19 protein-coding genes are annotated in these 22,567 nt (G+C 72.1%); 2 read left to right on the forward strand and 17 right to left on the reverse strand.

What is annotated here, in order from left to right; translation table 11 throughout:
* Nucleotides 1–19 precede the first annotated feature (19 nt).
* From ACYVAQ_RS07440 to ACYVAQ_RS07475, 8 genes are all read right to left on the reverse strand, one after another.
* Nucleotides 20–1,429: a nucleobase:cation symporter-2 family protein gene (locus tag ACYVAQ_RS07440; RefSeq protein ID WP_460787878.1), complete on the reverse strand. Its 1,410-nt coding sequence runs from the start codon at nt 1,427–1,429 to the stop codon at nt 20–22.
* Between the two features lie 11 nt (nt 1,430–1,440).
* The gene (gene pucL / locus ACYVAQ_RS07445; protein WP_460787879.1) at nt 1,441–2,346 is read right to left on the reverse strand and encodes a factor-independent urate hydroxylase; all 906 of its coding nucleotides are present in this window, start codon (nt 2,344–2,346) and stop codon (nt 1,441–1,443) included.
* 2 nt (nt 2,347–2,348) lie between these two features.
* On the reverse strand, nt 2,349–2,678 hold the full coding sequence (gene uraH, locus ACYVAQ_RS07450) for a hydroxyisourate hydrolase (RefSeq protein ID WP_460787880.1): 330 nt from the start codon (nt 2,676–2,678) through the stop codon (nt 2,349–2,351).
* Nucleotides 2,675–3,184: a 2-oxo-4-hydroxy-4-carboxy-5-ureidoimidazoline decarboxylase gene (uraD, locus tag ACYVAQ_RS07455; protein WP_460787881.1), complete on the reverse strand. Its 510-nt coding sequence runs from the start codon at nt 3,182–3,184 to the stop codon at nt 2,675–2,677. Before uraD ends, uraH begins: the two co-directional genes overlap by 4 nt.
* A 102-nt stretch (nt 3,185–3,286) precedes the next feature.
* Nucleotides 3,287–3,754 carry a helix-turn-helix domain-containing protein gene (locus ACYVAQ_RS07460; protein WP_460787882.1) on the reverse strand — a complete coding sequence of 156 codons (468 nt, stop codon included), beginning with the start codon at nt 3,752–3,754 and terminating at the stop codon, nt 3,287–3,289.
* Nucleotides 3,755–3,880: 126 nt separating this feature from the next.
* On the reverse strand, nt 3,881–5,155 hold the full coding sequence (locus ACYVAQ_RS07465) for a DUF6986 family protein (RefSeq protein ID WP_460787883.1): 1,275 nt from the start codon (nt 5,153–5,155) through the stop codon (nt 3,881–3,883).
* Nucleotides 5,152–6,741 (reverse strand): malate synthase A, encoded by a 1,590-nt coding sequence (gene aceB, locus ACYVAQ_RS07470; RefSeq protein ID WP_460787884.1) that lies wholly within the window; start codon nt 6,739–6,741, stop codon nt 5,152–5,154. The genes ACYVAQ_RS07465 and aceB overlap by 4 nt, the downstream gene beginning before the upstream one ends.
* Before the next feature lie 55 nt (nt 6,742–6,796).
* Nucleotides 6,797–8,203 carry a malic enzyme-like NAD(P)-binding protein gene (locus ACYVAQ_RS07475; RefSeq protein ID WP_460787885.1) on the reverse strand — a complete coding sequence of 469 codons (1,407 nt, stop codon included), beginning with the start codon at nt 8,201–8,203 and terminating at the stop codon, nt 6,797–6,799.
* Between the two features lie 139 nt (nt 8,204–8,342).
* Between ACYVAQ_RS07475 and ACYVAQ_RS07480 the strand changes: the two genes are divergently transcribed.
* Nucleotides 8,343–9,122, forward strand: coding sequence for an IclR family transcriptional regulator (locus tag ACYVAQ_RS07480; protein WP_460787886.1), 780 nt, complete (start codon nt 8,343–8,345; stop codon nt 9,120–9,122).
* Between the two features lies 1 nt (nt 9,123).
* Here the strand turns inward: ACYVAQ_RS07480 and ACYVAQ_RS07485 are convergent, their stop codons facing one another.
* The 9 genes from ACYVAQ_RS07485 to ACYVAQ_RS07525 form a co-directional block, all read right to left on the reverse strand.
* A complete protein-coding gene (locus ACYVAQ_RS07485; RefSeq protein ID WP_460787887.1) occupies nt 9,124–10,743 on the reverse strand; it encodes an AMP-binding protein in 1,620 nt (539 codons plus the stop codon).
* A gap of 57 nt (nt 10,744–10,800) precedes the next feature.
* Nucleotides 10,801–11,619, reverse strand: a complete 819-nt coding sequence (locus tag ACYVAQ_RS07490; protein WP_460787888.1) for a helix-turn-helix transcriptional regulator — start codon at nt 11,617–11,619, stop codon at nt 10,801–10,803.
* A 218-nt stretch (nt 11,620–11,837) separates the two neighbouring features.
* Nucleotides 11,838–15,320 (reverse strand): (Fe-S)-binding protein, encoded by a 3,483-nt coding sequence (locus ACYVAQ_RS07495; protein WP_460787889.1) that lies wholly within the window; start codon nt 15,318–15,320, stop codon nt 11,838–11,840.
* A 111-nt stretch (nt 15,321–15,431) separates the two neighbouring features.
* Nucleotides 15,432–16,457 (reverse strand): serine/threonine-protein kinase, encoded by a 1,026-nt coding sequence (locus ACYVAQ_RS07500; RefSeq protein ID WP_460787890.1) that lies wholly within the window; start codon nt 16,455–16,457, stop codon nt 15,432–15,434.
* 165 nt (nt 16,458–16,622) lie between these two features.
* The gene (locus tag ACYVAQ_RS07505; protein WP_460787891.1) at nt 16,623–17,810 is read right to left on the reverse strand and encodes a dihydrolipoamide acetyltransferase family protein; all 1,188 of its coding nucleotides are present in this window, start codon (nt 17,808–17,810) and stop codon (nt 16,623–16,625) included.
* Nucleotides 17,811–17,864: 54 nt separating this feature from the next.
* Complete coding sequence (locus tag ACYVAQ_RS07510; protein ID WP_460787892.1) at nt 17,865–18,857, reverse strand: alpha-ketoacid dehydrogenase subunit beta; 993 nt, start codon at nt 18,855–18,857, stop codon at nt 17,865–17,867.
* On the reverse strand, nt 18,854–20,035 hold the full coding sequence (gene pdhA, locus ACYVAQ_RS07515; RefSeq protein ID WP_460787893.1) for a pyruvate dehydrogenase (acetyl-transferring) E1 component subunit alpha: 1,182 nt from the start codon (nt 20,033–20,035) through the stop codon (nt 18,854–18,856). The genes ACYVAQ_RS07510 and pdhA overlap by 4 nt, the downstream gene beginning before the upstream one ends.
* Nucleotides 20,036–20,201: 166 nt before the next feature.
* On the reverse strand, nt 20,202–21,062 hold the full coding sequence (locus ACYVAQ_RS07520) for a hypothetical protein (protein ID WP_460787894.1): 861 nt from the start codon (nt 21,060–21,062) through the stop codon (nt 20,202–20,204).
* A 12-nt stretch (nt 21,063–21,074) separates the two neighbouring features.
* Complete coding sequence (locus tag ACYVAQ_RS07525; protein ID WP_460787895.1) at nt 21,075–21,956, reverse strand: DUF2510 domain-containing protein; 882 nt, start codon at nt 21,954–21,956, stop codon at nt 21,075–21,077.
* Between the two features lie 89 nt (nt 21,957–22,045).
* Here ACYVAQ_RS07525 and ACYVAQ_RS07530 point away from each other — a divergent pair, with 89 nt between their 5' ends.
* Nucleotides 22,046–22,555, forward strand: a complete 510-nt coding sequence (locus ACYVAQ_RS07530; protein ID WP_460787896.1) for a low molecular weight protein-tyrosine-phosphatase — start codon at nt 22,046–22,048, stop codon at nt 22,553–22,555.
* Nucleotides 22,556–22,567 lie beyond the last annotated feature (12 nt).

Consider the following 22,567-nt stretch of genomic DNA (forward strand, 5'->3'; position numbering starts at 1 on the left):
TCGCGGAGGGTGGGTGGGGTCAGCCGGTGACGCGCAGAGGCCGGCCCCGCTCGTCGGGAGCCGCGGCGAAGACCGACGGCTTGTCGCGCTGGAACGCCTTCCAGTGGTTGAAGAAGAGGTTCAGCACGACGGCTGTCATCGCGGCCGCGCTGATCCCGGAGTCGAGCACGACCTGCACGCTGGAGGGGAACTGGTCCCAGAACATCGGCCGCGCGATCGGCATCAGGCCCATGCCGAGGGTGACTGCGACGATGACCAGGTTGAGGTTGTCGGCGTACTCCACCCGCGAGAGCGTGCGGATACCGCTCGCCGCGACCGACCCGAACAGGACCATGCCGGCACCGCCCAGGACCGGCGCGGGGATCGCCGCGACGACCCTGCCGAAGACGGGTACCAGCCCGAGCAGGACGAGTACGCCGCCGCCAACCGCCACGGTGAAGCGTGACTTGATGCCGGTGATCGCGACCAGGCCGACGTTCTGCGCGAAGGCGCTGGCCGGGAAGGCGCCGAAGACCGGCGCGACGGTGCTCGAGAGCATGTCGGCGCGCAGTCCGCGGGCGACGCGACGGCTGTCGACGTCGGTGCCGACGACCTCGCCGATGGCGATCAGGTCCGCCATCGTCTCGGTCATGATCACGAGCATCACGATCGTCATCGCGACGATCGCGCCCACGTGGAAGGTGGGCGAGCCGAGCGAGAAGATCGGCGGGAAGGACACCTTGGTGCCGGTGCCCACCGCGGAGAAGTCGGCCTTGCCCCAGGGAACCGCGACGAGGGTGCCGACGACCATGCCGATCAGGATCGAGAGCCGGGACACGAAGCCCTGGAAGAGCCGGCTGATGAGCAGGATGACCCCGAGCGTGATGCCCGCCAGGGCGATGTTGCTCGGCAGGCCGTAGCTGGAGGCGCCCACCCCGCCCAGCGACCAGTCGAACGCGACCGGTAGCAGCGACAGCCCGATGATCGTGATGATCGAGCCGGTGACCACCGGCGGGAAGATGCGCACCAGCTGGGCGAAGAAGGACGAGATGAGGACCCCGATCACGCCCGCGACCAGGATCGCGCCGAACACCGACCGGATCCCGTCGTGGCTGGCGATGGTGACCATCGTCGAGACGCTCGCGAAGGAGATGCCCTGGACGATGGGCAGCCGGGCGCCGAACGGGCCGAGCCCGAGCGACTGGAGCAGGGTCGCGAGCCCGCTGATGAAGATGCCGGCCGTGACCAGCAGGCCCATGTCGACCGGCGAGAGGCCGGCGGCCGAGCCGACGATGAGCGGCGGCGCGATGAGGCCGCCGTACATCGTCAGGATGTGCTGGGTGCCGTAGACGGCGAGCTGCGGGAAGGGCAGCTTCTCGTCCTCGGGGCGGGCGCCGGCGGCCTCGTGGCCGCCGGCGTGCTGTCGGCGCTGTCGGCGTGGAAGACGCACGACGCCCCCTCTCAGCAGAATCCCGGCGTCGCGTGCCAGGCGTTGCCCGGATCCACGGCGTCGTCGCGTACGACGGAGGCCTCGATCAGGCCGTACGGCCGGTCGGCCGCGAAGAAGACCTCGCCGGGGTTGTCGAGCCCGAACGGCGAGAGGTCGGAGAGGAAGTGGTGCTTGTTGGGCGCGGAGAACTTGATCTCGGCGACGTCCGGGTGCTGCTCGAGCACCGCCGTGCCCATGCCGTGCAGGGTCTGCTGCAGGGCGAGGCTGTGGATCTCGGCGAAGCGCTGCAGCAGCAGGGCGCGGATGGAGTCGTAGGACTTGTCCCAGTCGACGTCGGTGCCCTGGTAGCGCCAGCGCGCGACCAGCGACGTGGCGAGGATCCGGTCGTCGGTCTCCTGCAGGGTCGTGTACTCGTCCTTGAGGAAGCCGTGGAACTCCGACCCGGTGGACTTCAGCACGACGAGGTCCTTGATGCCGGAGACGACGTGGGCGACCCGGTCCTCGCCCCGGCCGTCGACGTTGACGACCGTAGTGCGCACGCCGCCACCGGAGCGGACGAAGGAGTGGTCGTGGCCGGTGCCGTCGACCTCGATGCGGTCCCAGGCGTACTCCTCGACCTCGACCCGCGCGCCGTCGGCGGCGGGCGCCGCCTCCAGGTAGCGGTCGGCGAGGGCGAGGGCGAACTCCTCGATGGAGGCGACCCCGATCTTCTTGGCGAAGGCGAAGACGGTGTTCTTCTGGGTGTCGGTGGGCAGGACGTCGGCCTGGTCGCCCGTCGTGTGGGCGGCCTCGAAGCGGCCGCGCAGGGACGTGGAGACGTTCAGGTCGCGGATCTGGTGGCGAGGCGTGTCGCGGTAGATGCGGACGACACGGTTCTCGGCCTTGCCGTACTGGTTGGGTCCGAGGCGGATGGACATGGTCAGCTCCCTCGATAGGTGGAGTAGGCGAACGGGCTCAGCAGGAGCGGCACGTGGTGGTGCCGCGCGTCGGTCACCGCGAAGGTGAGGGTGACCTCGGGGAAGAAGCAGCTCTGGCCGGTCGCCGCGCAGTAGGCGGCGATGTCGAACCGGAGCTGGTAGGTGCCCGGCTCGGCCTGGTCCGGCCCGAGATCGGTCACCCGGCCGTCGTCGTCCGTGTTGGCTTCGGCGAGAACGGTCTGGTCGGGGGCGATCCGGCTGAGCCGGACCGGTACGCCGGCGGCGGGACGCCCCAGCGCGGTGTCGAGGACGTGGGTGGTGATGGCGCTCATGCAGGCTGCTCCTCGCTGGTCAGGACCCGGTCGAGGCGGAGCAGCGCGATCTTGCGCAGCTCCCCGGCGACGATGCCAGCCTCGGTCTCAGGGTCATGCTCCAACCGGGCGCGGAGGTTGGCGAGCACCTCGTCGGCGCCGAGGCCGGTGGCGCAGATCAGGAAGACGCGACCGAAGCGCTCCTCGTAGGCACGGTTGCCGTCGGCGAGCGCCTGCTGGACGTCGGTGGTCGTCGCGACGCCGGACTGCTCCTGGCGCGACCAGGCGGCCTCGGCGTGGGCACCCTGGGCGCGCTCGCCGATCCGCGGGTGGGCCGCCAGGGCGCGTTCGACCTCGGCGGGCGTGAAGGAACGGGCGGCGCGGTCGGCGACGGCGACGGCGTCCGCCGGATCGGCGTACGGACGCCCGGCGAGGATCGCCTCCGCCCAGCGCGGTACGTCGCAGCAGGCGAGCAGCGCCGGCAGGAGCTCCGCCGCCGGAGCGGTGTTGACGTGGTCGAGACCCATGCTCTCCCTCTTTCGCCATGCGGAAGGAATGTTCCGGATGACGAAGAGCGTGTCATGTGTTCCAGGTCACGTCAACAGTTTGTTGAAAAAGTTTCGGATGCCTCAGCCGCGCTCACGGTTCAGGTAGTTGTAGACGGTGAACCGGGTGACCCCGAGCGCCTCCGCGACGACCTCCGGGGACTTGCGGTAGTCGAACGCGCCGCGCTCCTCCAGCAGCCGGACGGCCTGCTGCTTCTGGGCGCGCGGCAGCGCACGGAGGTCGCCGCCGAGCTCGGCGGCGACCTGGGCCAGCAGTCCCTCGAGACCGGCCGTGGCCGGCGCCGGCGGCACGTGGCCCTCGACCTGGACCTGCAGCGTCACCCGGTCGGCGCCGTGCTCCAGCGCGGCATCCACGATGCCGGCCAGGGCCGCCAGCAGCGCCGTGCGGTCACCGCTGACCGAGGTGCCCAGCGGGCCGAAGACGCAGTCGAGCCCGGCCGCACGCGCGGCCTCCAGCGCGGCCGTCGCGTGCGCCGGAGGCTCGTCCTCACCGCGGAAGGGCTCGGTGGTGAACTCGGCGTCCAGTCGCATGGACCCGAGGCTAACGATCTGTCGTTGGTTGATTAGCGCGAGCGAGGAACGAGCGAGCGCGTATCGAAACCACCGACGTGAGCTCGGTGGTTTCGATACGCCTCCTCGCTGGCGCTCGTCGGCTACTCAACCACCGACGGCCGGAGGGCGGCGGGCGAGGCGGGCAAGGCCCTCCAGGTCGACGCCGATGAGCTCGTCGACCTCGGCGAGGTCGACCGCGCCGCACTCGACGCCACGCAGCACGAAGCCGGCGAGCGCCGCAGCGGTGGCGGGCTCGTCCAGGAAGCCGGACTGGCCGCCGTGCACGTAGGCGCGCAGCCGGGCCGCCGCCTGCTCGAGCCCCTGGCGGAAGAAGGCGTACGTCGCGACGTACCGACTCGGCAGCTGGGCGGGGTGGAGGTCCCAGCCCTGGTAGATGCCCTGGGCGAGCGAGCGGCGCACCAGGCGGGCGTGCAGCCGCCACGCGGCGAGCACCGCCTCCTGGTCGCCGACCGGGATGATGTTGGTGGAGCCGTCGGACACGAAGACACCGGTGCCCGCGGCCGCCACCTGCATGACCGCCTTGGCGTGGTCGGCGACCGGGTGCTCCATGCTCTGGTGCTGGGCCGAGACGCCGAGGGATGCGGAGTAGTCGTAGGTGCCGTAGTGCAGGCCGGTGCACCGACCCGCTGCGGCATGGATCATCCGCGCGACCAGGGCCGAGCCGTCGGAGCCGAGGATCGACTGCGGCGTCTCCACCTGGATCTCGAAGCGCAGCGTGCCGGGCGCGAGACCGTGCTCGGCCTCGAGCGCCTCCAGGACCACGACCATCGCCTCGACCTGGTCGACCGAGGTGACCTTCGGGAGCGTGATCACGAAACCCGGACCGAGGGCGGCGGCCGCGGCGAGCCCGCCGACGACGAGGTCGAGGGTCCGCACCGAGCGGGCCCGGAGCGGCGCCTCGAGGCACTTCACCCGCACGCCGTGGTACGCCGGTGCGCGACCCGCCGCCACGACCGCGGCCAGCGCGGCGACCGCCGCACCGGCGGCCTCGTCCTCGTCGGCGTCGGGTCGCACGCCGTACCCGTCCTCGAAGTCCACGCGCAGGTCCTCGATCGGCTCGGCCGCCAGCTTGCGGCGTACGCGCTCCTCGACGACCGCGGCAAGGGCCGGGGCGAGGTCGAAGACCTCCGCGAGTGCGGCGGTCGTGCCGGCGTGCTCGTCGAGGACCTGGAGCGCGGTCGCGCCCCACGACGCCACGGTGTCCTGGTCGAACCGGTCGGCGGGGACGTAGACGGTGTGCACCGGCTGACGCACGCCGCGGTCGCCCGGGTAGCCGGCGGCGAGCGCCGCGTCGGCCGCGGCGAGCCGGCGGTCCAGGTCGGCGACCAGACCCGCGAGCCGATCGGTAGTGGCGCTCACGAGGCCGCCACCAGCTCGTAGGCGGGCAGGGTGAGGAAGTCCGCGAAGTCGTCGGCGAGCGCGACCTGCTCGAAGAGCCGGCGGGCGTCGGCGAACCGGGCCTGCGGGTCGTCCTGGGCGGCGAGGATCCGGGCCAGCTCCTCGTCGAGGACCGTGCGGACCAGGTCGGCGGTGACCGGCGTACCGTCCTCGAGCTTGGTCTGGTTGTGCACCCACTGCCAGATCTGCGAACGCGAGATCTCGGCGGTGGCGGCGTCCTCCATCAGGTTGTGGATGCCGACCGCGCCGTTGCCGCGCAGCCACGCCTCCAGGTAGAGCAGCGCGACCTCGACGTTGCTGCGCAGGCCCTCGCGGGTGACGGCGCCGGGCGTGGAGGCGAGGTCGAGCAGGTCGGCCGCGGTGACGTCGACGTCGTCGCGCTGGCGGGTGATCTGGTTGGGCGTGTCGCCGAGGACCGCGTCGAAGATCTCGCGACAGACGGGCACGAGGTCCGGGTGCGCGACCCACGAGCCGTCGAAGCCGTCGTTGGCCTCGCGCTGCTTGTCCTCGCGGACCTTCGCGAAGGCACGGGTGTTGACCGCCTCGTCACGGCGGTTCGGGATGAACGCCGCCATGCCGCCGATCGCGAACGCGCCCCGCTTGTGGCAGGTCTTCACGAGCAGCTGAGCGTAGGCGCGCATGAAGGGTGCCGCCATCGTCACGTCACCGCGGTCGGGCAGCACGAACTCGGCGCCGGAGTCGCGGAAGTACTTGATGATGCTGAACAGGTAGTCCCAGCGGCCGGCGTTCAACCCGGAGGCGTGGTCGCGGAGCTCGTAGAGGATCTCCTCCATCTCGAAGGCGGCCGGGATGGTCTCGATGAGGACCGTCGCCCGCACGGTGCCGTGCGGGATGCCGAGCCGCTCCTGGGCGAAGGTGAAGATGTCGTTCCACAGCCGGGCCTCGAGGTGGCTCTCGGTCTTGGGGAGGTAGAAGTACGGCCCGCTGCCGCGGGCGATCAGCTCCTGGGCGTTGTGGAAGAAGTAGAGGCCGAAGTCGACCAGGGCTCCGACGACGGGCGCCCCGTCGACCTGCAGGTGCTGCTCGTCGAAGTGCCAGCCGCGCGGGCGCATCACGATGGTGGCGAGGCGCTGGTCCTCGCGGAGCCGGTAGGCCTTTCCGCCGGGGCCGTCGAGGGTGATGGTGCGCCGGACGGCGTCGTACAGGTTCACCTGGCCACCCACGACGTTCTCCCAGTGCGGGGTGCTGGCGTCCTCCATGTCGGCCAGCCACACCCGGGCCCCGGAGTTGAGCGCGTTGATGGTCATCTTCCGGTCGGTGGGGCCGGTGATCTCGACCCGGCGGTCGACGAGGTCGGCCGGCGCCGGAGCCACCGACCACTCGGCGTCGCGCACGGCGGCGGTCTCGGGCAGGAAGTCCAGCCGGCCCGTGCGGCCGACCTCCTCGCGCCGACGGCGACGCGCGGCGAGCAGCTCGTCGCGACGGCCGCCGAACTCGCGCTGGAGGTCCGCCACGAACGCGAGCGCCTCCGGCGTGAGGATCCGCTCGCCTCCCTCGACCTGCTCCCCGGTCACGGTGATGTCCATCTGGTTGCTGCCTCTCTGGGTCGGGTCTGGGTCGACGCTGGGTCGGTTGTCGTTGTCAGTCTGCGACGGGGGACGGCGCGTGCGCACCGGCCGCGTCCCGTACGGCGGCGGCGACCGCCGTCGCAACCTCCGGGTCGAACACCGACGGGACGATGTAGCTGGCGTTGAGCTCGGAGGGCGCGACCGCGTCGGCGATCGCCCCGGCGGCGGCGAGCATGACGTCCTCGGTGATCTCGTGGGCGCCCGCGTCGAGCATCCCGCGGAAGAAGCCGGGGAACGCGAGCACGTTGTTGATCTGGTTGGGGAAGTCGGAGCGACCGGTGGCGACCACCGCGGCGTGCTGGCCCGCCGCCACCGGGTCGACCTCGGGGTCGGGGTTCGCGAGCGCGAACACGATCGCGCCGGGCGCCATGGTGGCGACGTCGTCGCCGTCGAGGAGGTCGGGCGCGGAGACGCCGATGAAGACGTCGGCGCCGGCGAGCGCCTTCTGCAGGCTGCCGTCGAACCCGTCGGCGTTGGTGTGCTCGGCGATCCAGGCCCGGGCCGGGTCGAGGCCGGGCCGGGCGGCGTGCACGGCACCCTTGCTGTCGCAGGCGATCACGTCGGTGGCGCCCTGCGCGAGCAGCAGCTGGATGATCGCGTGCCCGGCGGCGCCCACGCCGCTGACGACGATCCGGATGCCGGCGAGCGACTTGTCGACCACGCGCAGGGCGTTCGTGAGCGCGGCGAGCACCACGATCGCCGTACCGTGCTGGTCGTCGTGGAAGACCGGGATGTCGAGCTCGGCGCGCAGCCGTGCCTCGATCTCGAAGCAGCGCGGGGCGGCGATGTCCTCGAGGTTGATGCCGCCGTAGACCGGCGCGATCGCCTTGACGATCTCGATGATCTTCTCGGTGTCCTGGGTGTCGAGGCAGACCGGCCAGGCGTCGACGCCGGCGAACTGCTTGAACAGGGCGGCCTTGCCCTCCATCACGGGCAGGGCGGCGGCCGGTCCGAGGTTGCCGAGGCCGAGGACCGCCGAGCCGTCGGTCACGACCGCGACCGTGTTGCGCTTGATCGTCAGCCGGCGCGCATCCGCGGGGTTGGCGGCGATCGCCTGGCAGATCCGGGCGACGCCCGGGGTGTAGGCGCGGGAGAGGTCGTCGCGGTGCTTGAGCGGCACCTTCGGCACCACCTCGAGCTTGCCGCCCAGGTGCATGAGGAAGGTGCGGTCGCTGACCTTGCGCACCGAGACGCCGGCCACGGCGTCGATGGCCTCGGTGATCCGGTCGGCGTGCGCGGCGTCGGAGGCGTTGCACGTGACGTCGACGACGAGGCGGTCGGCGTGGGACTCGGCGACGTCGAGGGCCGTGACCGAACCGCCCGCGGACGCGACGGCGGCGACCAGGTCGCCGGTCACCCCGGTCGACGCGGGCGCGTCCACCCGCACGGTGATGGCGTAGCCGGGGCTGGGGACGGCCATGACATTTCCTCTCTCTGATTCCGTATTGCGGATAGTAGTATCCTCATGTCGGAATCGGCAACCGCCTCGGACCAGGCGGTTCCGGCCCACGTGCCCGCTACACTTCCGGCATCCGGAAAATGTCGACCCAGGAGACGCCATGACCGAGACGGCCGAGACCACGGCGCCCACCCGCGCGCGCAGCGGCGGGGGCGTGCAGTCGATCGAGCGCGCGTTCGGCCTGCTCGAGACCCTCGCCGATGCCGGCGGCGCGCTGGGGCTGTCTCAGCTCGCCCAGGCCTCCGGGCTGCCGCTGCCGACGATCCACCGGTTGCTGCGCACCCTCGTCGACCTCGGCTACCTGCGGCAGGAGACCTCGCGGCAGTACGTCCTCGGTCCGCGGCTGATCCGGCTCGGCGAGGCGTCCTCGCACATGCTCAGCGTGTGGGCCCGCCCCTACCTGAGCCGGCTGGCCGACGACCTCGGTGAGTCCGCGAACCTGGCGATGCTCGACGGAGACGAGATCGTCTACGTCGCCCAGGCCCAGTCCCGCCAGTCGATGCGGATGTTCACCGAGGTCGGCCGGCGGGTCCTCCCGCACTGCACCGCCGTCGGCAAGGCGATCATGGCCGACATGCGCCCCGAGGAGGTGCGCGAGATCCTGCAGCGCACCGGCATGCCGCGGCACACCGACACGACCCTCACCGACCCCGACACCTTCGCGGCCCAGCTCGCCACGGCCGCCGCGCGCGGCTACGCGATGGACGAGGGCGAGCAGGAGGCCGGCGTGCGCTGCGTGGCGGTCGCCGTGCCCGACGTACCGAGCCGGCTGGCGCTCTCCGTCTCCGGCCCGACCGGCCGGATGACCGAGGAGCTCGTGCAGCGCGCGGTGCCGCTGCTGGTCGAGGCCGGTCGCGCGCTGTCCGCCGACCTGCGCTGAATCAGTCGAGGCCGAGGGCCTTCGCGGACTCCTCGCGCATCTGCACCTTGCGCACCTTGCCGGTGACCGTCATCGGGAACTCCTCGACGACCATCACGTAGCGCGGGATCTTGTAGTGCGCCAGCTTGCCCGTGGCGTAGGCGCGGACCGCGTCGGCGTCCAGCGGCGTCGCGCCGGCCCGCATCCGGATCCAGGCGCACAGCTCCTCGCCGTACTTCGCGTCCGGCACGCCGATGACCTGGACGTCCTCGACGTCGGGGTGGGCGTAGAGGAACTCCTCGATCTCGCGGGGGTAGATGTTCTCCCCGCCGCGGATCACCATGTCCTTGATCCGGCCGACGATGTTGCAGTAGCCGTCCTCGCGCATCACGGCGAGGTCGCCGGTGTGCATCCAGCCGTCGTCGTCGATCGCCTCGTGCGTCTTCGCGTCGTCGTTCCAGTAGCCGAGCATCACCGAGTAGCCACGGGTGCAGAACTCCCCGGTCTCACCGCGCTCGACGGTCTCGCCGGTGACCGGGTCGACGATCTTGATCTCGACGTGGGGCGCTGCACGCCCGATGGTGCTGGTACGCCGGTCGAGGTCGTCGTCGGCACGGGTCTGGCAGGACACGGGGCTGGTCTCGGTCATGCCGTAGGCGATGGACACCTCGGCCATGTGCATGTCGTTCACGCAGCGCTTCATCACCTCGACCGGGCAGATCGAGCCGGCCATGATCCCGGTGCGCAGGCTGGACAGGTCGTGGTCGGCGAAGCGGGGCGCGTTCTGCATGGCGATGAACATGGTCGGGACGCCGTACACCGCGGTGCAGCGCTCGTCCTCGATGGCCTGCAAGGTGACCTCGGGGTCGAAGCCGGGGGCGGGGATGACCATCGTGGAGCCGTGGGTGACGCAGCCGAGGTTGGCCATGACCATCCCGAAGCAGTGGTAGAAGGGCACCGGGATCGCCAGCCGGTCGTGCTCGGTGAAGCCGATCAGCTCGGTGGTGAAGTAGCCGTTGTTGAGGATGTTGCGGTGGCTGAGCGTGGCGCCCTTGGGGAAGCCGGTGGTGCCGGAGGTGTACTGGATGTTGATCGGGTCGTCCGGTGCGAGCGTGGCCATGCGCTGCGCGACGGCGTCGGCGGGCAGGTCCGTGCCGGCGGTCGTGAGGGCGGCCCAGTCGTCGGTGTCGACGTACAGGACGCGCTCGAGGTCGGGGGTCTCGCTCGTGGTGGCCTCGACCATCTCGCGGTAGGCGCTGGTCTTGAACTCGGTCTGGGTGAGGAGCAGCCGCAAGCCCGACTGGTTGACCGCGTAGGTGAACTCGTGGGTGCGGTAGCTCGGGTTGACGTTGACCAGGATCGCGCCGACCTTCGCGCTGGCGAGCTGGACGATGGTCCACTCGGCGCGGTTCGGCGCCCACATGCCGACCCGGTCGCCCTTCGCGATGCCGAGGACGATCAGGCCGCGGGCGACCTGGTTCACGGCGTCGTCGAGCTCGCGCCAGGTCCACCGGCGGCCGGTCTGCACCTCGACCAGGGCCTCGCGATCCGGGTGGGCGGCGACGGTGCGCTCGAGGCTGGCGCCGATGGTCGCGTCGAGCAGGGGCGTGGTGGTCTCGCCGGCGGCGTACGACGCGGTCATGCGGCCATTGTCGCCCCCGGGTGACGCGGGTCACACCCCCTGATGGGGGCCCGGTGTCTAGGGGATGAGGCCCTGGCGGCGGGCGACGACCACGGCCTCGTGGCGGGAGTGCGCGCCGAGCCGGGTGAGCAGGTCGCGCATGTAGGACTTCACGGTCTGCGGAGCGAGGCCGAGGCGGGCGGCGGTCTCGGCGTACGACGCCCCGGTGGCGACCTGGGCGAGGACGTCGAGCTCGCGGTGGGTGAGCTCGACGGTCGGCGGCGCGTCCGGGGTGAGCTCGGCGAGCAGGCGGGTGACCTCGGTGCGGGTGGCGGGGTCCGTGGCGGAGGCCCGGAGCTGGCGGAGGCCGGCGTGGGCGCGGCGGAGCCGCTCGCTGGCGGTCGCCTCCAGCCTGCGGAGCTGGGCGGTGCGCTCGCGCAGGCGGCGGTTGACCTCGTCCTCCAGCGCCAGCTCGCGGGCGAGCCAGTCCCCGGTGCGGGAGACGGCGTCGAGCAGCCGGTCGCCGTAGCCCGCGGCCTCGCGGGTGCCCGCGTAGATCACGCCCCGGATGCTGGAGCCGACGACCACCGGTGTGGCGACGACCGCGCGCAGGCCCTCGGCGAGGACCGGGCCGTCGTAGTCGTGCGAGATGTCGGCGGAGCGGCCGTAGTCGGCGACGCCCACGGTGCTCCGCTCACGCCAGGCCCGCCCACCGAGGCCCAGGCCGCGCACGACCTCGAGGCCGGCGAGTGCGCCGGTGCGGGCGCCGTCGAAGTGGCGCAGCCGCAGGGCATGGCCGTCCACGGCCCCGCCGAAGCCGATGCCGGCGCCGGACAGGCCCCGCAGCCGCCCGAGGGCGACCGCCCACGCGCGCTCCTCGGCCTCACCGGTCTGCATCCCGTGAGGATATCCGGCGGGGTTGGGGGCGGGATGGGCTCGTCATCTGCCCGTTGCGGGGTAGTGGTTGCGTGTCGCCTGCCTGCGTGTCGCCTGCCGAGGGCGCACGTGCAACGCGGGCTCGCTCGCGGCCACGACGGCGCGCAGCTTGTGGGCACGCAACTGACCGCTTGCTTGCCGGCAGGTAAGTACTTACCTGCCGGCAAGCAAGCGGTGGATCAGAGGTCGAACAGCGACCCGGCGTTGTGGATGTCGGCGTCGGTGCGGGGCTGGTGGGCCTCGCCGGACAACGCGGCGGGCGCCGGGGCAGCGGGCGCCGGCTTCTCCTCGGGCGCGGCGGCAGCAGGCTCCTCGGCGGCGGGCGCCTCGGCGGCAGTCTCCTCGGCGGCGGACGCCTCGGGCTCCTCCGTGGCCGGCTCGGCGGCGGGCGCCTCCTCGACGACCGCGGCCTCCTCGGCACGGGCCTCAGCCTCGACCGGCTCGGTCTCCTCGACCGGGGCCGGGGCGGGCGCCGACTCGGCAGCCGGCGCTGCCGGGGTCGGAGCCGGGGCGGAGGCCGCCGCAACCGAACCCTCGGGGGCGTCGATGTCGAAGAGCGAACCGGCGCTGTGGATGTCGACGTCGGTGCGCGGCGCGCTGGCGGCGCCGCTGCTCGCCGCCGGAGCGGCGGGAGCAGGCGAGGCGGCCGGGGCGGGAGCCGCCGGAGCGGGCTCCGCCGCTGCCTCGGCCGGGGCCGCGGCGGCTACGCCACCGTCGGTCTCGGCCTCGACGACCTGCTCCTCGACCGGCTTCGGCGCCGGCTCGGCAGGCGCCGCTGCGGCCGGAGCGGCCGGGGCCGCCTCGGGGGCGGGGATGTCGAACAGCGAGCCCGACGACAGGTCCGCGACGGGCGCCGCCGGGGCGGCCTGCTCGGCCGGCTTCTCGGCAGCAGGCTCGGCCGGCTTCTCGGCAGCAGGCTCGGCCGGCTTCTCGGCAGCAGGCTCGGCCGGCTTCTCCGCAGCAGGCTCGGTCGGCGCGGGCGCCGGAGCCTCGGTCGGAGCGATGTCGAAGAGTGACCCACCACCCGACAGGCCCGCCGCCGGAGCGGCGGCAGGCTTCTCCTCGGCCGCCGGAGCAGCCGGAGCCTCCGCGGCAGCAGGCGCAGCCTCGGGCGCCGGGGTGTCGAACAGCGACCCGCCCGACCCCACGTCGAAGAGCGAACCGCCCTCGGCGGGCTTGGTCTCCGCGGCCGGAGCCGGCTTCGACTCGGCAGGAGCCGCAGGAGCCGCAGGAGCGGCCGGCGCCTCGTCGAAGAGCGACCCACCGGACGCAGGAGCGTCGTCGAAGAGCGACCCACCCGACGCCGGAGCAGCAGGCGCAGCAGGCGCGGCCGGAGCCGTCTCCGCCGCCGGCGCCTCCCCGAACAGCGACGACCCCGACTCCGGAGCCTTCGCCGGCTCGTCCACGGCCGTCCCCGAGGCCACCGGTTCGGCGACCGGTTCAGCCTGCTTGGCGACCGCACCCGCCGGCGTACCCTCGCCCGGCTTGAGCTTGGTCGCCTGCTCGCCCTTGACCGACGCGAGCAGCATCTGCGCGACGTCGAGGACCTCGACCTCCTCGCGCGCCTCGCCGTCGGCCTGCATCTTGGTGAGGCCGTCAGCCAGCATCACGCGGCAGAACGGGCAACCCACGGCGATCTGGTCGGCGCCGGTGCCCACGGCCTCGGCCGTGCGGTTGAGGTTGATCCGCTCGCCGAGCTTCTCCTCCATCCACATCCGCGCACCGCCCGCGCCGCAGCAGAAGGACCGCTCGCCCGAGCGCTCCATCTCCTTGAACTCCGCGCCCGGCAGGATCTGCAGCAGGTCGCGCGGCGGGCTGTAGACCTGGTTGTGCCGACCCAGGAAGCACGGGTCGTGGTAGGTGATCGAGCGCTGGTGAGCGCCAGCACCGGAGGTGACCGGGGTCAGCTTGCCCTCGCGCACCAGGCGGTTGAGCAGCTGGGTGTGGTGCACGACCTCGAGCTCGATGCCGAAGTCCTTGTACTCGTTCTTCAGCGTGTTGAAGCAGTGCGCACAGGTCGAGACGACCTTCTTGACCTTGAACTCCTTGAACGTCTCGATGTTCTGCTGGGCCAGGCCCTGGAACACGAACTCGTTGCCCGCACGACGGGCGGAGTCACCGGTGCACGTCTCCCCGTTGCCGAGTACGCCGAAGGACACACCCGCGATGTCGAGCAGCTCGGCCACGGCGCGGGTCGTCTTCTTCGCCCGGTCCTCGTAGGCACCGGCACAGCCGACCCAGAACAGCCAGTCGACGGACTCGAGCGACTCGAGGTCCTCGCCGACGACCTTGACCTCGAAGGGCAGGTCCTTGGCCCAGTCCAGCCGCGCGTTCGGCGACATGTTCCACGGGTTGCCCTTGTTCTCCAGACCCTTGAACAGGCCGTTGAGCTCGGAGGGGAAGTTCGACTCGACGAGCACCTGGTAGCGCCGCATGTCGACGAAGTGGTCGACGTGCTCGATGTCGACAGGGCACTGCTGCACGCACGCACCGCAGTTGGTGCACGACCAGAGCGCGTCCTCGTCGATGACGAAGTCGCCGCCCTCGGGGTTGTAGAACCACTCGCCCTCGTCGGCCTTGCCGACCAGGGACTTCTCCGCAGCGCCCTCGACGCCACCCGCGACGGCGTACGCGTGCTCGCGCAGGCCCATCATCATCAGCTTCGGCGAGAGCGGCTTCTCGGTGTTCCAGGCGGGACACTGCGACTGGCAGCGACCGCACTCGGTGCAGGTCGTGAAGTCGAGGATGTCCTTCCACGAGAAGTCCCAGATCGAGCCCACACCGAGGACCGAGTCCTCGTCGAGGTCGTCGACGTCGTCGAGGGTGATCGGCTTGCCACCCGAGGTGAGCGGCTTGACCGCACCCAGCGCCGTACCGCCCGAGGCGTCGCGCTTGAACCAGATGTTGAACCAGGCGAGGAACCGGTGCCAGGCCACCCCCATCGTCAGGTTGGTGGCGATCACGATCAGCCAGACCATCGCGGAGACGATCTTGATCGTCGCGATGACGTAGATGATGTTCTTCAGCGTGCCGATCGCATCCGGACCGGTCGGGTAGAGGTGGCCGAAGAGGTGCGCGATCGGGAAGTGCGCGGCGATGGCGTGGTCGGCGTGCTCGCCGCCCAACGCCTGGCCGAGGTTGTACTCCGCACCGCGGATGAACAGGATCGCGACACTCTCCAGGAGCACCATCGCCTCGACGAAGTACGCCTGCCACATCGTCGAGCCGAAGAAGCGGCTCTGCCGACCGAGCCGCTCGGGCAGGTGGGTGAGCCGGTAGATGATCAGCGGGATGATCCCGATGGTGCCCAGCAGGCCGAGGAACTCGGCGAGGTACTCGTAGAGGTACCACTTGCCGATCAGCGGGATCGTCCAGGTCGGCGAGAAGAGCTGGAAGAAGGCCGAGCCCACCGCGGTCGACAGGAAGAGGAACGCGGCGAAGGCGAACCAGTGCAGGATGCCGACCCACGTCCACTGCAGCATGCGCGTGTGGAGGAAGGTCTCCTTGAGCATGGTCAGCGTGCGGCCGGCGGGGTTCCCGCTCCGGCCGGGCGCGGGCTGTCCGCGCCTGATCACGCCGAGCATCGCGCTCACGGCGCGGGCAATCAGCGCGATGGCCACCACCGTGAAGGCCAGTGACACCACGATCGCAACGGTCTGCATTTGAGCGGCTCCTCGTCATCCGGGGATCGCGCGTGGCACAGCACGCGCATCGGCGAGCCTAGGGCCACTGCACGGGTGCGCACTGCCAAGGCTTGCCTTACCGGACAGATACTACCGGTCGGTAACTTGGCGCGCAGCCGGCCACAGGCATCCGGCGGTGGCGGCGAACACGTCCGCCGTGGAGTCCGGATCGCGGCGGGTCGCGATCAGCCGAGCCGCCACGCAGCGTGCCGTGGACGCGTCCAGGTGGGTACGTCGCTGCAGCTGGCCGGCCAGCTGCCCGACCCGCGGCGCGGCGGCGGGCTCGGCGGAGCGAGCCAGCACTGACCCGCCGCCCGCGACGAGGCCGAGCGCCGCGACGGCGGCGGGCCACCGCCGCGGCCGCCGGATCGCAGCCGCGCGGAGGTCGTCGCGCAGTGCCAGCACGTCGGCGTACCGCGCCGCGGGGTCGACGGCGAGCGCACGTTCGAGGATGGAATCGACACCGCGCCCGGCCCGCGGTGTGCCGTCCGGCCGGCCGGTGAGGGCGAGGCGCAGCAGGCAGCCCATCGCGTAGACGTCGGAGGCCACGGTGCTCGGGCCGCCCTCGGCCACCTCCGGCGCGAGGTACGCCGGCGTGCCGGCCCCGTCGCCCGGCCCGCCCGCCGGACGGGCGAGCCCGAAGTCCGCCAGGTACGCCGTCCAGCCCTCACCGCGGTCGCGCAGCAGCACGTTCGCGGCCTTGATGTCGCGGTGCAGCAGCCCGACCCGGTGGGCCTCCGCGAGGCCCTCGGCGACCTGGGCGACCACGTCGAGCGCGACGCGGCGGGGCAACGGGCCGTGGTCGCGGACCAGCCCCGCCAGGTCCCCGTCGGGCACCAGCTGGGTCGCGAGGTAGAGGACGCCGTCGATCTCGCCGTACGCGTGCACCTGGACGACGTGCGGCGAGTCGAGCGCCGCCATGGCCCGGGCCTCGGCGGTGAACCGCGCGCGGAAGGCAGGGTCGCCCGCCAGCGCCGGCGCGATCACCTTCACCGCGACCGAGCGGCCCAGGACCTCCTCGACGGCCTCGTGCACCGTCCCCATCCCACCGGCGCCCAGCCGGCGCACGACCCGGTACGGGCCGAGCCGGTCACCCGGGCCGAGCGGAGGAGGCACCGCTCGAACCTAACCGCGTGCGGAGCCGGATGCGGCCACTCCTCCACAGGGGTTGGTTTCGATACGCCGCTCGCTGGCGCTCGCGGCTACTCAACCAACGACACGTCGTTGGTTGAGTAGGTCGAGCGAGGAACGAACGAGGCCGTATCGAAACCAGCGACCGCGTCAGAACAGGAGCGCCAGAGACGGGTCGTGCAGGAGCCCGGCCACCTCGGCGAGGAAGCGCGACCCCGTCGCACCGTCGATGTGGCGGTGGTCGAAGGAGAGGGCCAGCGTCATCACGTCGCGCGGGACCACCTGCTCGTCCACGACCCACGGCTGCCGCTTGATCGCGCCGAGGCACAGGATCGCGGACTCGCCGGGGTTGATGATCGGCGTACCGCCGTCGACGCCGAAGACGCCCACGTTGGTGATGGTGAAGGTGCCGCCCGCCTGGTCGGCCGGCGGCGTCTTCCCGTCCCGCGCGACGGCCGTCAGCTCGTTCAGAGCACCCGCGAGCTCGACCAGTGACAGGTCCTGGGCGTCCTTGATGTTCGGCACGATCAGGCCGCGTGGCGTGGCCGCGGCGATGCCGAGGTTGACCCGGCGCTTGACGACGACCTCCTGGGCCGCGTCGTCGAACCACGAGTTGAGCAGCGGGTGCCGCGGCATCGCCAGCAGCACGGCCTTCGCCGCCACCAGGAGGGGCGAGACCTTCACCTCCGCGAACTCCGGCCGCGCCCGCAGCCGCTCGACGACCTCGACCGTCCGGGTGACGTCGATGGTGATCCACTCACCCGCGTGCGGCGCGGAGAACGCCGACGTGGTCATCGCGGCCGCCATCTGCTTGCGCACGCCCTTGACCGGCTCCCGCGTCTCCGCCGGTCCGGAGGTACGCCGCCGGCCCCGGCCCTGATCGGGATGGTCGGTGGTCGTGCGCACCCGCGGGCGCCGCTTCAGCTCTCGCTGCCGCGGCCCGTAGCCCACGAGGGTGGCCTGCCCCACCGGCGGCACGTTGGTGTCGATCGGGTCGCGCACCTCGCCGGGCATCGCGCGCCGGGTCGCGAGCTCCTCGTCGGCGGGCTCGGGGGTCTCCACCGGCGCGGGCGGCGCGGCAGCGGCGGCGGCCGCGGCGGCACCGGGCTCACCGATCGCGATGATCGGGGTGCCGACGGTGACCTCCTCGCCCTCCTCGACGAGCAAGGCGGTGACCTCGCCGGCGTACGGCGACGGCAGCTCGACGATCGACTTGGCGGTCTCGATCTCCACGACGATGTCGTTGACGGCGATGACGTCGCCGACCTTGACCCGCCAGGTCACGATCTCGGCCTCGGTGAGGCCCTCGCCGACGTCGGGCAGCTTGAACTCAGGCATCGGTAATCCTCTTTCGGTGATCGAGTAGCGCGAGGAACGAGCGCGTATCGAGATTCAGAAGGCGAGCGAGCGGTCGACGGCGTCGAGCACGCGGTCCAGGTCGGGCAGGAACGCCTCCTCGACCCGGGCCGGCGGGTACGGCGTGTCCCAGCCGCCCACCCGCAGCACCGGGGCCGCGAGGTCGTGGAAGCAGGCCTCGGTCAGCCGGGCGGCGACCTCGGCGCCAAGCCCGAGGTTGGTGTGCGCCTCGTGGACGACGACGGCGCGGCCGGTGCGTCGTACCGACTCCACGACGGGACCCAGGTCCAACGGCGAGAGGGTGCGCAGGTCGATGACCTCGAGCGAGCGACCCTCGTCCGCGGCGACCGTGGCCGCGTCGAGGCAGGTGCCGACCGAGGGGCCGTAGCCGATCAGGGTGGCAGCGTCCCCGGAGCGCACCAGCCGCGACGTCCACAGCGGCGGCGGGGCCGCGGTGGTGATGTCGTCGTCGACCTCGGCCTTGGTCGAGTGGTACTGCCGCTTGGGCTCGAGGAAGACGACCGGGTCGGGGGCGGCGATCGCCTGCTGCAGCATCCAGTAGGCGTCGACCGGGTTGGAGCAGGCGACGACCTTGAGGCCCGGGGTGTGCGCGAACTGCGCCTCCGGCGACTCGCTGTGGTGCTCGACCGCGCCGATGCCGCCGCCGAACGGGATCCGGATGACCAGCTGCATCGGCAGCCGGCCCTTGCTGCGCCCGTGCAGCTTGGCGACCTGGCACACGATCTGGTCGTACGCCGGGTACACGAACCCGTCGAACTGGATCTCCACCACCGGCCGGTAGCCGCGCATGGCCAGCCCGACGGCCGTGCCGAGGATGCCCGACTCCGCGAGCGGGGTGTCCATGACCCGGTCGTCGCCGAAGTCCTTCTGCAGCCCGTCGGTGACCCGGAAGACGCCGCCCAGCCGGCCGACGTCCTCCCCCATCACCAGCACCTTCGGGTCGTCCTCCATGGCGCGGCGCAACCCGGCGTTGAGCGCCTTCGCGAGCGTCATCGTCGTGGTGGTCATGCGCGCGCCTCCTCATCGGTGGGCTCGTCCGTGAAGGAGCCGAGGTACGCCGTGACCTCGTCGCGCTGCGCGAGCAGCTCGGCCGTGGGCTCGGCGTACACGCCGTCGAAGATCGCGGCGGGCGTCGGGTCCGGCAGCGCCTTGCACTCGCGGCGCATCCGGTCGCCCAGCGCGTCCGCCTCGACCGCGAGCTCGGCGAAGAAGTCGTCGTCGGCGGCGCCGTTGCGCCGCAGGTAGGCCTCGACACGGGCCAGCGGGTCCTTCAGCTTCCACCGCTCGACGTCGTCGAGCAGCCGGTAGCGGGTCGGGTCGTCGGTGGTGGTGTGCGCGCCCATCCGGTAGGTGTAGGCCTCGATCAGCATCGGCCCCTGCCCCTCGCGCGCCCGCTGCATGGCCGCCTTGGTCACGGCGTACGTCGCCAGCACGTCGTTGCCGTCGACCCGGATGCCGGGGAAGCCGAATCCGTCGGCGCGACGCGCGAGCGGGATCCGGGAGACCTTGTCGATCGGCTCGGAGATCGCCCACTGGTTGTTCTGGCAGAAGAAGACGACCGGGGCGTTGGCCCAGGCGGAGAACACGAACGCCTCGTTGACGTCGCCCTGCGAGGACGCCCCGTCGCCGAAGTGCGCGAGCACCGCGGTGTCGCGGGTGTCGTCGCCGGTGCCGACCAGACCGTCGCGCTGCAGGCCCATCGCGTAGCCGGTCGCGTGCAGGGTCTGCGCCCCGATCACGATCGTGTAGAGGCTGAACCGCTTCTCGTGCGGGTCCCAGGCTCCGTAGTCGACGCCGCGGAACAGGCCGAGCAGGTCGACCGGGTCGATCCCGCGCACCCAGGCGACGCCGTGCTCGCGGTAGGTGGGGAAGACGTAGTCCTGCGGGGCGAGGGCGTGGGCGGCGCCCACCTGCGCCGCCTCCTGGCCCAGCAGCTGGGCCCAGAGCCCCAGCTCGCCGTGTCGCTGCAGCGCGGTCGCCTCGGTGTCGAGCCGGCGCACCAGGTACATGTCCCGGTAGAAGGTGCGCAGCTGGTCGGGGTCGAAGTCGACGTGGAAGTCGGGGTGCTCGACGCGCTCCCCCTCCGGCGTCAGGAGCTGGACCAGCCCCTGGTCCGGCTCACTCGCGACCGGCGGACCGAAGACCGCGTCGATCATCTCTCGGTCGAGGGCGAAGTGATCCTGCATGCGCACCATTCCTCGGTTGCGGCGCGAGCGGGGTCACCGCAGCACCGACGGTTGGACCGACGTGCACCGGTCGCGCGCGGGGGTGGTGCGTGTGACGTGGAGCACGCCATGGGGGTAGGACAAACGTACAACCCGGGCGGCCCCGATGTCCGCCGGGTCGGCGGTGTCAGACCACCTCGTCGCGGCGGCCCGCCGGCACCAGCGAGATCAGCAGCGCGGCGATCGCGACGGGCAGCGCCACGACGGCGAAGCCGCGAGCGTACGGACCGAGGCTGTCGAGCACGACCCGCAGGATCAGCCGCACCAGCTCGGTGTCGCCGACGCCCGCGTGGTCAGCGGCGTACGACGTCAGGGGCGCGCGGGCCACCATCACCACGACCGCACCGACGGCGACCGCCAGCGCCGCGCCGGCCAGGGCGCGCAGCCGGCCGCGCCAGCCCGGGGCGATCGCGATGGACGCGAGCACGACGAGCCCCCACAGCCAGGGCCCGTACGCCGCCAGGCCGGTCACCAGGTGGTAGCGGCTGCGCTGCTGGGCGAGCCGGGCGTCGCTGGCCACCGGGATCTGCAGCCGGACGTCGACGAGCGTCTGGACGGGGAGACCCTGCTCCTGCAGCTTGCCGAACATCTCGTGCAGCAGGGGCGTGGCGTCGACGTACACGTAGCCGGAGGGGTCGCCGTGGCCGTCCATGATCGCCAGGAACTGCCGGTGCACCTGGCGGTTCGCGCTGCGCCAGTACGCCGGGAACCCCGGCTGGTTGACCACCGCGACGGCCGTGGAGCGGATCAGGTCACCGACCGAGGACGGCACCCCGACCGGGAGCCGCTGGGCGAGCTGCTCGGCCGCCGCGGTGCCGAGCGCCTGCCCGAACTGCTGGCGCAGCGCCGGGTCGGAGGCGAGCGGCGCCACCGTGGCGACGTACGCATCGGTGTGCTCGACCTTGCTCGCCGTCCACCGTCCGGTGATCACGAGCGGGGCGAGCACGGTCGCCAGCAGCAGGCCGAGTGCGGCCGCGAGGATGCGCATCGACCGACCCGCTCAGCCTTCCGACGACTCGTCGGAGACCTTCCAGTGGCCCTTCTCCTTGACCAGGGTGACGGTCAGGTGCTCGGTCTTCGACTTCTGCCCGTCGAGGACCTCGTCGACGTACTTCTGGTTGCTGCCGGAGTAGGACTCTGACAGGTCCAGCTTCACCGTCGCGGTGGTGCCGTCGACCTTGGTGCTCGTCGGCTTGACCGAGTAGTGCATGTCGCCCTGCAGGCTGTCGTAGGACTCGCCGAACTCGGACTGGTAGCGCGCCTTGTTGCCGGCGAGGTCCGCCGCCTCCTTCTTCCCGTAGGCCTTGCAGTCGCTGACGCCGGCCTGGTCGAGGGAGTCCTTCTGGTGCGCCTTGGACTGCAGCTCGCACGCCTTGGTGTAGTTGTCGTCCAGGTAGGCGTTGACGTAGTCCTTCGCGACGTCGTCGGGACCGTTGCCGCCGAGGACCGCGATCAGGATGCCGGCGATCGCGCCCAGCACGACGAGCACGCCGACCACGGCACCCACGATGATCAGCACCCGCTTGTCGTGGCTCTTCGTGGGCGGCGGCACACCGGGGATGCCGTACGGCGGCTGCCCGGGGGGTGCACCGAACGGGGGCTGCTGGCCGTAGCCGGGCGCCTGACCGTACGTCGGCTGCGGGGGCTGGCCGGGCTGCTGGCCGGACGGAGGGGCGATGACCGTGGGCAGGTCCGAGCCGGGGGCTCCGGGAGACGCGGACGCCGCAGGCCGCGCGGGAGCCGTCGGAGCCGCCGGGGCCTGCTGCTGAGGCGCTGCGGGCTGGGTGTGCTCGGTCCACCGGGTGCCGTCCCACCACCGCTGGCCGCCCTGTCCGTCGGGGTACCACCCCGGGGGCACCGCGGGCTGGTTCGGGTCCGACATCACAGGCCTCCTCGATCGGTCGTGAGGCCGCATCATTGCACGAGGGGCAGGCGGATCCGGCCCGACAGACGCCTGGGAGACTCCTGCCCGTGCCGATCGCCCCGCAGCCCCGCACCCCCGGCCGCTACCGCATCGCCCTCGTCTGCCTCGGCAACATCTGCCGCTCCCCCGTGGCTGACGTCGTGCTGTCCGCGCGGGTCCGCGAGGCCGGCCTGGCTGGGGTGGTCGAGGTGGTGAGCGCGGGCACCGGCGACTGGCACGCGGGCGAGCCCATGGATCGCAGGTCGGCGGCGACGCTGACCGGTGCCGGGTACGACGCGACCCGGCACCGGGCCCAGCAGGTGGCCACCACCTGGTTCGCCGAGTGCGACCTGGTGCTGGCCATGGACCGCAGCAACCTGGCCGACCTGCGCGCGCTCGCCGGCGCGGCGGCCGAGCCCGACCGGATCCGGCTGTTCCGCGACTTCGACCCGGTCGACCCGGGCGCCGAGGTGCCCGACCCCTACTACGGCGGGCCGAGCGGCTTCGACGACGTCCTGACGATGGTCGAGCGGACCGCGGACGCGCTGCTCGACGCCATCACCGGTGCGTTGGGCTGACCGGCCCCGGGG

This window comes from Nocardioides maradonensis (assembly GCF_054777115.1).